Raw genomic sequence first — 12,069 nt, 5'->3', positions numbered from 1 at the left:
GTCATCCATGAAAGTCATCGCCGCAGTCCTCCTCGCCTCGGTCCTCTCCTGTGGCCCGGCCCTTGGTGCCGAGTTCGGCAAATGGGTTACCGAGAGCACCACCGACAACGTGCTCTATGCCGCCACCACCAACGACAGCGGGGCGCTCCTGGGCGAATTCTGCTTTCCCGGCAACGGGACCTGCGTCTGGCTCATCGGGATGGAGACCCGCTGCAACTCCGGCGATTCCTATACCGTCCTGGCCAATTCCGATGCCGGCTCCGCACCGCTCAAGGTCCTTTGCGACGGCCAGTTGGAAAACGGTTCCTACCGCTATGTCTTTGCTGATTTCGAGGAGATCGACGGCATGGTGAAGCGCGCGACCCGGATCGGATTCGCCGTCCCGCTGCAGACCGACGAGTTCCGGGTGTTCCGGTTTCCGCTGCAGGGAGCCAAGGCGGCGATCGCCATCATGCGGTCGCGGGCCGAACGAAAGAGCAACCCCCAAGGCGGCACCAAGGAAGAAATCCTCTAGAGGGAGGAGAAGGATGAGAAGAGGGAGGATTTGGTTTCTTACTGTGCTGGCCTTCACGCTGATGGCCGGTGTCACACTCTGGGCCGACGACATCGCCGACCACCGCTCCTGCGCCTTCTGCGGCATGGACCGCCTGACCTACGGCTACAGCAGGGCTTTGGTCCGGTTTGCCGATGGCACCCAGGAAGCAACCTGCAGCCTGAACTGCGCGGTTTTCAAGATCGACGAGAAAAAGCAGACGCCGGTCAAGGAGCTGCTCGTTGCCGACCATGACACGCGGCAGCTGGTTGCGGCAGCCAAGGCCTACTGGGTAATCGGCGGCGATGAGCGCGGCGTGATGACCCGCCGCCCCAAGTGGGCGTTCGCCGATCAGCGGGCGGCCGAGCATTTCGTGCAGGAGCACGGCGGCAGCCGGGTCGATTGGGAAAAAGCGCTGCATGCCGCCCGTGAGGATGCGGGGCTGGAATAACCCTGCGCGCCTTTACCCCGGGTGAGGGGCAATTCCGGCGCGGACCGCCGTAGGCGGGGCTGCCGGCTGCCGGACCGGGGGCGCGGTCATTGGCGCCTGGAAAGGGGCTCCCACAGGGTAGGCCTCCTGGCGCGAGAGGCGCGAGAGGCGCTCTCTGGTCGGGTTATGCAGTGGATTGAAGTTCCCTTGTGTCGAAGGGGATCAAAGGACGGACCTACAACGAGGAAGTTACCTGTACAAAGGGCCGGTCGAAATTTCGACCGGCCCTTTTGCTGCTGCTGCCGGGTTGATGAAAAGCCCCGCCGGCGCTACTTCTTCTTTCTCGGGAAGAAGGCCACCACGGCGATGAGCGCCCAGATCAGGGCAAAAGCGAACACAAAGGCTTTCAAGAGCATGGCAATCCCTCCTGGATGAGATGGGGAAGCGGTTCCGGCGGGGCGGAGGCACCCGCCGGAGGAGGTTTCTAGGCGCCCCCGCCGAGCACCTTGTAGAGCGTGACCAGGTTGCCGACCTGGGAGAGCCTGAGTCCGATCAGGTTCTGCTGGGCGGCATAGAGGGCGCGCTGGGAGTCGAGGACGGTGAGGTAGCTGTCGACTCCCTTCTCGTAACGGGCCTCGGAGAGACGCCGGGTCGCGGCGGCGGCATCGACCAGCGACTGCTGGGAGGCCAGCTGGTCCCCCAGGGTCCCGCGCTCGGCCAGTGCATCGGCCACCTCGCGGAAAGCGGTCTGGATCGCCTTTTCATACTGGCTCACCGCGATGTCCCGGTCGACTTCGGCGACCTTCAGGTTCGCCTTGTTGAGCCCCGCGTTGAAGATCGGCACGCTGATCTGGGGCGAAAAGACCCAGAACCGCGAACTCCCTTTGAACAGCCCGGAGAGCTGGCTGCTCCCCAGCCCGACGTCGGTGGTGAGGCTGATCCGCGGATAGAACGCCGCGCGTGCCGCGCCGATGTTGGCGTTGAGCCCCTTGAGGTGGTCTTCGGCGGAGAGGATGTCGGGGCGGCGTTGCAGCACCTCGGAGGGGAGCCCCGGGGAGACCTCCTTCAGCGCCGTGATTGCGGTCAGCTCGGCCGGGAGGAGGTCGTCGGTGACGGGGGAGCCGACCAGGAGGTCGAGAGCGTTGTGGTCCTGGGCTACCTGAGAGGTGTAGCGGGCGATGTCGACCCGGGCGCTGTCCACGCTGGTCTGGGCCTGGCGCAGGTCGAGCTCGGAGGAGACCCCGCTTTCGAAGCGGCGCCGGGTGAGATCGTAGGACTGCTGGTTGATCTTCAGCGTCTCCCGGGCGAGCCGGAGCCGCTCCTGGTCCGCCGCCAGCGCGATCCAGGTGGAGGCGACCTCCGAGATCAGCGAGATCTGGGTGGCGCGTCCGGCCTGCTCGGTGGCCAGGTACTCTTCCAGCGCCTGGTCCTTCAGGCTCCGGATCCGGCCGAAGAGGTCGAGTTCGTAGGCGGAAAAGCCGACGTTCAGCGTGGTCTGGTGCGAGTACACCGCGGCCCCGGTGGAGGAGAAGTCGGGCGGGATCCGCTGCGCGGTGTAGCCGGCCCCGGCGTTCACCTGCGGGAAGAGCTCGGAGCGCTGGATCTGGTACTGCGCCTGGACCCGCTGGACGTTCAACAGGGCGACCCGGAGGTCGCGGTTGTTCTTCAGGGAGAGTTCGATCACCTTTTTCAGCTTTGCGTCGGTGAAGAAGTCTTTCCAGGCGATGGAGGCGGCCGACGGGGCCCCGTTGGCGACCGGTTTGTAGGCCGGGCCGGCGGGCCAGGCGGCGGGAACCGGGGCGGCCGGGCGCGAGTACTTGGGCGCCATGGTCGAGCAGCCGGTCAGGGTGACCAGGGCGCCCAGGGTAATGGCAAGGCCGAGATGCAGCCGTTTCATATCAGGATACCTCCGGAGCAGGAGTGGTTTCGGATTCCGCGGCCGGTGCCGCTTTGGGCTTGCGGGCAAACGCCCGGGAGACCAGGACGAAGAAGAACGGGATGAAGATCAGGTCGATGAAGGTCGCCGAGAGGAGACCGCCGGTCACCGCGGTGCCGATGGCGTTCTGGGCGCCGGCCCCTGCTCCCTTGGTCAGCGCGAGCGGCAGGGTGCCGAAGAAGAACGCCAGCGAGGTCATGATGACCGGACGGAGCCTGATCTTCACTGCGGAAAGCGTCGCTTCCATCAGTGGGTGCCCCTGGTGCATCTGCTCCTTGATGAACTGGATGATGAGGATCGCGTTCTTCGTGGAGAGACCGATCGTCGTCAAAAGACCGATCTGCAGGTAGACGTCGTTCGGGAGCATCCGCAGCTTGACCGCGGTCACCGCCCCGACGAGCCCCAGCGGGAGCATGAGCAGGTTGACGAACGGGATGGTCCAGCTCTCGTAGAGGGCCGCGACGCTCAAGAAGACGACCAGAAGCGAGATGGCATACAGGGCCGGGGCCTGGGCTCCGGCGTTTTTCTCCTCGTAGGAGACGTTGGTCCATTCGTAGCCGATCCCCGGGGGGAGTTTGGCGATCATCTCCTCCATCACGGTCATCGCTTCGCCGGTGCTCACCCCGGGGGCGGCGTTACCCATGATCTCGACGGAGGGGATCCCGTTGTAGCGCTCCAGGCGCGGCGAACCGTACACCCACTTAGCCGTGGCGAAGGCCGAGAAGGGCACCATGTCCCCCCCCTTGCTGTGCACGTACCAGCGGTTGATGTCCTCCGGGAGCATCCGGTACTTGGGATCGGACATCAGGTAGACCTTCTTGACCCGGCCGTCCTGGATGAAGTCGTTGACGTAGGTACTGCCCCAGGCGGTGGAGAGGACGCTGTTCACCTCGTCCAGCGAAACCCCGAGGGCACCGGCCCGGACGTCGTCGATGTCCAGCTTGAACTGCGGGGCATCCTCCTGGCCGTTGGGGCGCACCCCGACGATCTTCTTGTTCTTGGACGCCATCCCCAGGAGCATGTTGCGCGCCTCCATGAGCTTGGCGTGGCCGACGCCGCCGCGGTCTTCGAGCATCAGGTCGAAGCCGTTCGCCTGCCCGAGCTCGACCACCGCCGGCGGGGCGAAGGCGAAGGCCAGGCCGTCCCGGAAGGTGGAGAACTTGGCCATGGCGCGGCCGACGATCGCCTTGACCCTGAGGTCCGGCGTCTTGCGCACTTTCCAGTCCTTGAGCTTCACGAAGGCGAGCCCCATGTTCTGGCCGCGTCCGGCAAAGCTGATGCCGGCGACGGTGAGGACCGAATCGACCGTCTTCGCTTCGTTTTTCTCGAAGTGGTCCTGGAGCTGCTTCAAGACCGCGGTGGTCCGCTCCATGGTGGCGCCGGCAGGAAGCTGTACCTGGCAGTAGAAAAAGCCCTGGTCCTCGTCCGGCAAAAATGCGGTCGGCAGGTGCAGGAAGAGAAACGCCATGCAGGCGACGATGGCGCCGTAGGCGGTGAGGTAGCGGAGCGGTTTGCCGAAGGAGCGCCCGACGATGGTCTCGTAGCGGTGCCGGGCCATCTCGAACACCCGGTTGAACCACCGGAAGAAGCCGCCGAACCACCCGGTCTCCCCGGCGTGGTGCCCTTTCTGTACCGGCTTCAAAAGCGTCGCGCACAGGGCCGGGGTGAGGGTCATGGCGACCAGCACCGACAGGATCATCGCCGAGATGATGGTGATGGAGAACTGCCGGTAGATGACCCCGGTCGACCCCGGGAAAAACGCCATCGGGGCGAAGACCGCCGAAAGCACGGTCACGATCCCCCAGAGGGCCCCGGTGATCTGCCCCATCGACTTGATGGTCGCCTCGCGGGGCGAGAGCCCCTCCTCGGTCATGATCCTTTCCACGTTCTCCACGACGACGATGGCGTCGTCGACCAGCAGGCCGATGACGATGACCAGGGCGAACATGGTGAGCGTGTTGATCGAGAACCCGCTCGCCGCCAGGGTGCCGAAGGTCCCCAGGAGGACGACCGGAACCGCGATGGTCGGGATCAGGGTGGCGCGGAAGTTCTGCAGGAAGAGGAACATGATGGCAAAGACGAGCAGGACCGCCTCGACCAGGGTGTGCACCACCTCCTCCAGGGAGATCTTGACGAACGGGGTGGTGTCATAGGGATAGACCACCTTCACGTTGGGCGGGAAGTACTTGGAGAGCTCGTCCATCTTCGCCTTGACGCGGGAGGACGTCTCCAGCGCGTTGGCGCCGGCCGCAAGGCGCAGCGCCATGGCGCCGACCGGCTTGCCCCGGTACCAGGACCCGATGTCGTAGTTCTCGGTGCCGATCTTGATCTCGGCGACGTCCTTGAGCTTCACCGTCGAGCCGTCCGGGTTGGTGCGCAGCACGATCTCCCCGAACTGTTCCGGGGTCTGCAAAAGGGTCCGGGCGGTAATGGTCGCGTTCAACTGCTGCCCTTGGACCGAGGGGGTGCCGCCGAACTGGCCGGCGGAGACCTGGGCGTTTTGCGCCTGTACCGCGGCCGCCACCTCCTGGGTAGAGAGGTGGAAGTTGTTCAGCTTGGAGGGGTTGACCCAGATCCGCATGGCGTTTTGGGCGCCGAAGGTCTGCATCTCCCCGACCCCTTCCAGCCGGCTCACGATGTCCTGGACGTTGGAGACCAGGTAGTCGGTGAGCTGGTTGCGGTCCATGCTGCCGTCCTCGGAGACCAGGCCGACGATCATGAGGTAGTTACGCGTCGACTTGACGACCGAGATCCCCTGTTTCTGAACGATCTGCGGCAGAAGCGGAACGGCGAGCTGGAGTTTGTTCTGCACCTGCACCTGGGCGATGTTCGGATCGGTCCCGGCGCGGAAGGTGAGGTTGATGGCGACCGCACCGGCCGAGTCGGAGGTGGAGGACATGTAAATCAGGTTGTCGATGCCGTTTAACTTCTGCTCGATGACCTGGGTCACGGTGTCCTGGCAGGTCTGGGCCGAGGCGCCGGGATAAGAGGCGTTGATGGTGATCTGGGGCGGCGCGATCGGCGGATACTGGGATACCGGGAGGCTCTTGATGGAGAGGAGACCGGCCAGCATGATCATGATCGCGATGACCCAGGCGAAGATCGGGCGGTTGATGAAAAAACGAGGCATCGAAAAGCTCCTGAAATATTCCCCCCCTCCCCTTGCGGGAGGGGGCAGGGGGGTGGGAGAGGGTGCTAACGGGGATGCAGCCGGTTGACGGGCTCATCCTCACCCCGTCCGTCGCGGGCTCGCGTTTTCACGCGCGACCCTTGAAGGAGAGGGAACGTTTGGGCTAGTTTCTCCAAAGGAAGTGCTTCACCTATTTTGCCTTGGCTGGCTGGGCCGCGGCGCCCGGCTGGGCCGCTCCCGGCTGTCCCGCGGGGGCGGGCTGTCCCGCCGTGCCGGTCATCCCTTCCGCCTTGGCGACGAAGGGAACCGTCTTCACCTTGGTCCCGGGCTTCGCCTTCTGGATCCCTTCCAGGATCACGCGGTCGCCGGTCTTGAGCCCGTCGCTCACCAGCCAGCTGTCGCCGACGGTCCGCTCCACCTTGATGATCCGCGGTTCGACCTTTTCCTCCTTACCGACCACGAAGACCATGGCGTTGCCGGCGGGGTTGCGGGTGACGCCGCGCTGCGGGACCATGATCGCCTGGTCGCTCACCCCCTCCTGGATGACGGCACGGACGTACATGCCGGGGAGGAGCATCTGCTTCGGGTTGGGGAAGACGGTCCGCAGGGTGACCGAACCGGTGCTCGGGTCCACGGTGACGTCGGAAAACTTGAGCGAGCCGGCAAGCGGGTAGGGGGTGCCGTCTTCCAGGATCAGCTTCACCGTGGCCTGGTTGGCCCCCCTCTTGATCTGCCCCGAGGCGAGGGTCTGCTTGAGCTTCAAGAGCTCGGCCGAGGACTGGGTCACGTCCACGTAGACGTCGTCCAGACGCTGGATGGTGGCGAGCGGAGTCGCCTGGCTTCCGGTCACCAGCGCGCCGGGGGTTACTGCGGAGCGGCCGATCCGCCCGGAAATGGGGGCGGTCACCTTGGTGTAGGCGAGGTTGATGCGGGCCGTCTCCACCGCCGCCTTCGCGGATTCGATCTCGGCCTCGGCCGCCTTCAACTGCGCCGAAACGTCGTCAAAGTCCTGCCGGCTCACCGCGTTCATCGCGACGAGTTCCTTGTAACGCTGCGCCTTGAGCCGGATCGGGATGATGTTCGCATCGGCGCGGGAGAGGGCCGCCTTGGCGCTGGCGTAGGCCGCCTGGTAGGTGGCAGGATCGATCTGGTAGAGCACCTGCCCTTCCTTCACGTCGGAACCTTCGGTGAAAAGCCGCCGCTGGATGATCCCGCCGACCTGGGGGCGAACTTCCGCCACGAGGTAGGCCGAGGTCCGGCCCGGGAGCTCCGTGGTCAAAGCGACCGGCTGGGGCTGGACGGTGAGGATCCCCACCTCCGGAGTCGGCGCCTGCTGCTGCGGCACGGCGGCCGCCTGCTTGCCACAGCCGGTGGTCAGGGCGCCGGCCAGAAGGACGGCAGCGGTCATCAAGCTGAATTTAAAACCTGCGTTCATAGAAACCTCACCCTCGTAATATGCGCCTGGGGCGCTTTTTCGTGGGCCCGCCTCCGGTGGGACGGCGGGGCCGATTGAATATCCTTGGCGTCAGGGCGGACCGGCAAATGAATGTTCATTCATGCTGGGCCGCCAAAAAAAAAAATCACTTCCGGACGGCATCCCAGCACGCTTCCACGCAGCGCGCGATCAGGTCGTCGTCCAGCATGGTGAAGTTCAGGTAGTGGTCCCGGCAGATGTCCCGCAGCGGCGAGAAGGTCAGCGAGAACAGGACGGTCAGGGGGAGCTGCTTCACGGTTCCCGTGGCGACCGCGTCGGCGAAAAGCTCGTAGATGACGTCCTTGTCCTGGGTGCCGTAGAACTTGTCCCTCCGGTGGGCGATCCCGTAGGGGGAGTTGTGGAACTGCTCCAGAAAACGGGCCTGCAGGGGGTTCTCCATGCAGTAGTGCACCAGGAATTTGCCGATATGCAGAAAGCGCTCGCGGGCGGGTTGCCCTTCGGGGTACCCGATCATGAGGCCCTGGAAAAAACGGTCTTCCAGAAAGTGGTAGATCTCCTGGATCAGGACATCCTTGCTCTCGAAGTAGCGGTAGATCGTGCCGGCGGCAACGCCGGCGCGTTCGGCAACGGCAGCCATCGGGGCTCCGTGGAACCCGTGCTCCGCTACCAGTTCGAGGGTCGCCCGGATGATGGCGCACCTCTTGTCTCCCTTCTCAATTTCCATCTTCCTTTTCTCCTGCGGCGGCTGCTGGTGCTGCGAATGAATGATCATTCGTTTTTACGCCAACCGTCATATCACTGTCAACGGCTTTTTTTCCCGGAGAAGTTTCCCGGCGGGACCGCGGCCGGAACTGCGTGTAATTAACAGAAGAATTTGCAAGAAAGATGACCGCGGTGGGTGCCGGACGAAATGGTGCAGCTGGGGAGGGTGAATCAGACGCCGGCGATTTCCCGAAGTCCGCAGGCTGAGGGGCTTCACCGGCACCTTGTCACACTGCCCGGGTGCCGGTACCGCGGCATGTCACATATCGTCCGCAAAAAGGACAGGTGTCCCGTTCGCGGACGTCAACTTTTTGCCCCCCTCCCGGCAACCCGCCGGAATGAAATGGATCTGGTCCTGGCATGGGAACTGCTTTAAAGAAGGTAGCGGTTCGTCTGATGTCCGTAACGGGGACGCTCGGAGGTGGTGCAGTGGAACCTCCACCCCGTTACCTGAAGCCTGTGTCGTCTCCACGGCGGAGACGCGGGTGCCGGAAGATTGATGATTACTCAGACGATGATCGCTAGGGGCCGCCCCGACGGTTATTCGTTCGAGGCCGGGCGGTCCAGTGGATCGCGTCAGGGTAGTCGCTACCTGATGCCAGAGAGGATTCCGCCATGACAAGCTATGCCGTACCTTCCGAGCGTAGTCCCATTCTCGTCGTCGACGACGAATTCACGGTCCTTGAAGTGACCTCCGAAATGCTGTTCCAGCTCGGATTCAAACCCAACTGCTGCAGCAACGGCCGTGAGGCGATCGACCGCTACCGGGCGGCCCAGGAGTCCGGGACGCCCTTTGCGGCGGTGATCATGGATCTGGAGTCGGCCCGGGGCATGGAGGGGAAGGAGACCGCCCAAGGCATCCTCACCATCGACCCGGACGCGCGGCTGATCGCGTCCAGCGGCAACCATCGCCACCCCGCGCTCACCGGTTTCGCGGCGCATGGCTTTCGGGATGCGCTCCCCAAGCCCTACACGGTCTTCGATCTCTCTGCCTCGCTCAAGAAGGTCATCGACGAGTCTTAACGGTTTCTTTATGCATTTGGCCCACATCTTAATACCTCTTTAACACCGGAGAGGATATGGTGTATAAAAACGGGGCTGTCCGCCCGGCTTGCTATGACAGAAGCGGCGCCCCCCTGACAGTACAATGTCAGCACCATCAGGATCCTCTCTTATGCCCGAAGCCCAGCCGAGACCGACCGGATACGACCTGCAGCCGGAGCAGATACTGGACGGGCGTTTTCTCCTCATAGAGATCGTCAGCCGCAGCGGCATGGCGACCATCTTCAAGGCGATCGACCAGGACAACGGTCAGATTGTCGCCATCAAGGTCCCCTACCTGCATTTCGAAAGCAGTCCCGCCTTCTACTCCCGCTTCATCAGGGAAGGGGAGGTGGGAGCCAAGCTGGACCATCCCTATCTCCTCAAGTTCATCGAGGTTCCAAACCGCAGCCGCCCGTACCTGGTCATGGAGTTTTTGGAGGGGGAGACCCTCGCCGAGCGGCTGAAGCGGAGCGGGACGCTCCCTGAAGCCGAGGCGCTTTCCCTTGCCTCCCGGATCTGCGAGGCGCTCAGCTACATGCATGAGCACCAGGTGATCCACCGCGACCTCAAGCCGCAAAACGTGATGCTCTTGACCGACGGGAGTATCCGGGTCCTCGATTTCGGCATCTCCAAAACCATCGGGCGACGCTTCACCTTCGTCGGGTTCACCCCGGCGTTGGGGACCCCTGAATTCATGGCCCCCGAGCAGGTACTCGGCAAGCGCGGCGACGAGCGGACCGACATCTACAGCCTGGGGACGGTGCTCTACCGGATGCTGGTGGGCAGCAACCCGTTCGCCGGGGAGAGCGACGACGTCTTTGTCGCCATGAACGCCCGGGTCACCGGCGACCCCGAAGCGCCCCGGCGACTGAACCCGCAGATCTCGGAGCAGGCCGAGGAAATCATCCTGCACGCCATGGAGCGGGACCCGGCCAAGCGCTACCCGAGCGCCGCGGCGTTCAAGACCGAGCTCGACGCGCCCCTGAAGGTAGCGTTGACCGGGCGTTGCCGGCGCCTGCAGCGCCCCTCGCGCTGGCGACGGCACTGGAAGAACGTGGTCCTGATCGGGGGGGTACTGATCGCCATCGCCTGCGGGTTTATCAAGCTGATCTACATGATCGTGCACCACGGACCGTGAATGCCGAATAAGTTCCCCTTTGCGGGGGGGGATTTAGGGGGATTCAGCTCTGCGGCAAGCTTCGTTGGGAGGGCAACCTGGGATCAAATCCCCCCCGCTCCCCTTGATTAAAGGGGGGAGTCCCAAGGTGGAAACAGGAAAGGGCCCGCTCTCGAAGTCGAGGAGCGGGCCCTTTTACGTCCGGGGGGGACTGTGGTCAGAAGTTGAGGTCAACCTGGGTATTGAAGGTGTTGCTGCCGGCGATGCTCTTTTGCAGGTACACGTCGTATCCAAAAAGCACCGAGGCGTTCTTGGCGAAGTTCCAGGAAAAGCCGAAGTTCACCGAGCTGTTCACGTTTTTACCCCCCATGTAATCCACCCCGACCCAGAGCTTGTCGGAGATCTCTTTCATGGAGCGGTCCCAGGAGGCGAGGAGACCGTGGTTTTCCGAGTTGCGGGTACCGTCGGGTTGCTGCGGCCCCACTAGGGCCTTTTCGCTGCCGCCGAAGTAGCCGACCGAAAACCTCCCCAGAGATGGCATCGCTCCCACCGGGGGAACGGTCTTGGCCACCAGCCCGTACAGGATGTTCTGCCCGGAAGTCACTCCCGGGGCGATGGCAGAAGAGAGCGCGGGACCGAGGTTGTAACCGCCTACCGCGATGGCGGGTGAGTTCTTGAAAAGGGAGTCCTCCGGGGTACCGATCTTGATGTTGCCGCTCCAGGGATGGTTGTCATTGGGTTCGGTCCCGCAGCCTACGTAGTCAAAACCGATCTCCCCCTTCAAGTTGGGGAAGGGTAGAAACCCGACCAGGGGCCCGATGTCGTAGACGTTTGGGTCGGGCTGGTTCCGGTTGCCCGTTGCCCGTCCCACCCCGGAGACGCGGATGAAATTATCGATCCCCAGGTGGACAACCTTGAAATCGGCGACATCGGTCGAGGGAATCCAGATCTGGCTCGATGGTTGCCGCCTGGGCCGAACCCGCCAGGGCCAGGAACAGCGCTGCGGTGCGCCAAAAACAGCTGATTCCCTGCGTCATTTCCCTGCTCCTGTTGCTCGATTCTATTTGCGCCAATTTTGAATGAATCTGTGGAGGCGAGTCTTTCTTTGTAATTCAGATCAGCCATTTTTCAAGAAGGAACCCGTAAGAGCAATGACAGTTGCCGCGACCGGCTCTGGTTCCCCCTGAGAGTACCCGAGGTTTACAGACCCTGCCACGGCCGATGACTGTTAGTTTGTGCCGTCGAGGCGCAAGCCGACCATCCTTTCAATGCCATTCGCGTACTGCACGCATCTTTTGTGAACGTGCCGCACGTGTTCCACGAACCAGGATTTGAGGAAGAGGAGACCGTCGACGGTCTCCGTCGTGCTGTTCTCACCGTAGTCGGAGAAGACCTGTTGCAGGTGCCGCAAGAACACGGCATCGTGCGCGACCATCTCGTCCATTCCGCTACATCCCAGCGTCTCCAGCATCGCTTCCTCGGTGAAGAAATGGAGCTTGAGGAGCGCCTCCAGGTTTTCCACCGTCCCGTAAAGTTCCTCCTTGGTTTTACCCCTGAGTAGCTCACCGTAGAGCTGCGACAGCCCGACGAGCACTTTCAGGTGCTGCGCGTCGATCAGTTCGTGTCCCGTCCTGTATTCGGCATTCATGCTGAAGTCTTCCATTGGTCGCTCCTTTGTCGGCA

11 protein-coding genes are annotated in these 12,069 nt (G+C 63.3%); 5 read left to right on the top strand and 6 right to left on the bottom strand.

The window, feature by feature from the left end:
- Nucleotides 1–7: 7 nt before the first annotated feature.
- Together JFN93_RS07255 and JFN93_RS07250 are read left to right on the top strand one after the other, a co-directional pair.
- Nucleotides 8–514 (top strand): hypothetical protein, encoded by a 507-nt coding sequence (locus JFN93_RS07255; RefSeq protein WP_199383343.1) that lies wholly within the window; start codon nucleotides 8–10, stop codon nucleotides 512–514.
- A gap of 13 nt (nucleotides 515–527) precedes the next feature.
- Entirely contained in the window at nucleotides 528–983 is a 456-nt protein-coding gene (locus tag JFN93_RS07250) for a nitrous oxide reductase accessory protein NosL (protein WP_199383342.1), read from the top strand.
- Between the two features lie 463 nt (nucleotides 984–1,446).
- On the opposite strand, the gene adeC is transcribed toward JFN93_RS07250, so the two are convergent.
- From adeC to JFN93_RS07230, 4 genes are all read right to left on the bottom strand, one after another.
- The gene (adeC, locus tag JFN93_RS07245) at nucleotides 1,447–2,859 is read right to left on the bottom strand and encodes an AdeC/AdeK/OprM family multidrug efflux complex outer membrane factor (protein WP_199383341.1); all 1,413 of its coding nucleotides are present in this window, start codon (nucleotides 2,857–2,859) and stop codon (nucleotides 1,447–1,449) included.
- Between the two features lies 1 nt (nucleotide 2,860).
- Complete coding sequence (locus tag JFN93_RS07240) at nucleotides 2,861–6,028, bottom strand: efflux RND transporter permease subunit (protein ID WP_199383340.1); 3,168 nt, start codon at nucleotides 6,026–6,028, stop codon at nucleotides 2,861–2,863.
- 190 nt (nucleotides 6,029–6,218) lie between these two features.
- Nucleotides 6,219–7,463 carry an efflux RND transporter periplasmic adaptor subunit gene (locus JFN93_RS07235; RefSeq protein ID WP_199383339.1) on the bottom strand — a complete coding sequence of 415 codons (1,245 nt, stop codon included), beginning with the start codon at nucleotides 7,461–7,463 and terminating at the stop codon, nucleotides 6,219–6,221.
- 145 nt (nucleotides 7,464–7,608) lie between these two features.
- Nucleotides 7,609–8,187: a TetR/AcrR family transcriptional regulator gene (locus JFN93_RS07230; protein WP_215907710.1), complete on the bottom strand. Its 579-nt coding sequence runs from the start codon at nucleotides 8,185–8,187 to the stop codon at nucleotides 7,609–7,611.
- 653 nt (nucleotides 8,188–8,840) lie between these two features.
- Between JFN93_RS07230 and JFN93_RS07225 the strand changes: the two genes are divergently transcribed.
- Both JFN93_RS07225 and JFN93_RS07220 read left to right on the top strand, forming a co-directional pair.
- Nucleotides 8,841–9,248 (top strand): response regulator, encoded by a 408-nt coding sequence (locus JFN93_RS07225; RefSeq protein WP_199383338.1) that lies wholly within the window; start codon nucleotides 8,841–8,843, stop codon nucleotides 9,246–9,248.
- Between the two features lie 151 nt (nucleotides 9,249–9,399).
- Nucleotides 9,400–10,407, top strand: a complete 1,008-nt coding sequence (locus JFN93_RS07220; RefSeq protein ID WP_199383337.1) for a serine/threonine protein kinase — start codon at nucleotides 9,400–9,402, stop codon at nucleotides 10,405–10,407.
- Between the two features lie 196 nt (nucleotides 10,408–10,603).
- On the opposite strand, the gene JFN93_RS07215 is transcribed toward JFN93_RS07220, so the two are convergent.
- Complete coding sequence (locus tag JFN93_RS07215) at nucleotides 10,604–11,257, bottom strand: hypothetical protein (RefSeq protein ID WP_236021571.1); 654 nt, start codon at nucleotides 11,255–11,257, stop codon at nucleotides 10,604–10,606.
- Nucleotides 11,258–11,270: 13 nt separating this feature from the next.
- Between JFN93_RS07215 and JFN93_RS25480 the strand changes: the two genes are divergently transcribed.
- Nucleotides 11,271–11,465: a hypothetical protein gene (locus JFN93_RS25480; protein ID WP_236021570.1), complete on the top strand. Its 195-nt coding sequence runs from the start codon at nucleotides 11,271–11,273 to the stop codon at nucleotides 11,463–11,465.
- Between the two features lie 149 nt (nucleotides 11,466–11,614).
- On the opposite strand, the gene JFN93_RS07210 is transcribed toward JFN93_RS25480, so the two are convergent.
- Nucleotides 11,615–12,049, bottom strand: coding sequence for a bacteriohemerythrin (locus tag JFN93_RS07210; RefSeq protein WP_199383336.1), 435 nt, complete (start codon nucleotides 12,047–12,049; stop codon nucleotides 11,615–11,617).
- Nucleotides 12,050–12,069 lie beyond the last annotated feature (20 nt).

The sequence above is a fragment of the Geomesophilobacter sediminis genome (assembly GCF_016458275.1).
GTDB classification, from domain to species: domain Bacteria; phylum Desulfobacterota; class Desulfuromonadia; order Geobacterales; family Geobacteraceae; genus Geomesophilobacter; species Geomesophilobacter sediminis.
The sequence above is the reverse complement of the archived record's forward strand: the minus strand, read 5'-3'. Positions and strand labels throughout refer to the sequence as shown.

Excerpts from the sequence above, each read along its gene's own strand:
- JFN93_RS07255 (WP_199383343.1), top strand. The coding sequence starts at position 8 with ATGAAAGTCATCGCCGCAGTCCTCCTCGCCTCGGTCCTCTCCTGTGGC.
- JFN93_RS07250 (WP_199383342.1), top strand. The coding sequence starts at position 528 with ATGAGAAGAGGGAGGATTTGGTTTCTTACTGTGCTGGCCTTCACGCTG.
- adeC (WP_199383341.1), bottom strand. The coding sequence starts at position 2,859 with ATGAAACGGCTGCATCTCGGCCTTGCCATTACCCTGGGCGCCCTGGTC.
- JFN93_RS07240 (WP_199383340.1), bottom strand. The coding sequence starts at position 6,028 with ATGCCTCGTTTTTTCATCAACCGCCCGATCTTCGCCTGGGTCATCGCG.
- JFN93_RS07235 (WP_199383339.1), bottom strand. The coding sequence starts at position 7,463 with ATGAACGCAGGTTTTAAATTCAGCTTGATGACCGCTGCCGTCCTTCTG.
- JFN93_RS07230 (WP_215907710.1), bottom strand. The coding sequence starts at position 8,187 with ATGGAAATTGAGAAGGGAGACAAGAGGTGCGCCATCATCCGGGCGACC.
- JFN93_RS07225 (WP_199383338.1), top strand. The coding sequence starts at position 8,841 with ATGACAAGCTATGCCGTACCTTCCGAGCGTAGTCCCATTCTCGTCGTC.
- JFN93_RS07220 (WP_199383337.1), top strand. The coding sequence starts at position 9,400 with ATGCCCGAAGCCCAGCCGAGACCGACCGGATACGACCTGCAGCCGGAG.
- JFN93_RS25480 (WP_236021570.1), top strand. The coding sequence starts at position 11,271 with ATGAAATTATCGATCCCCAGGTGGACAACCTTGAAATCGGCGACATCG.
- JFN93_RS07210 (WP_199383336.1), bottom strand. The coding sequence starts at position 12,049 with ATGGAAGACTTCAGCATGAATGCCGAATACAGGACGGGACACGAACTG.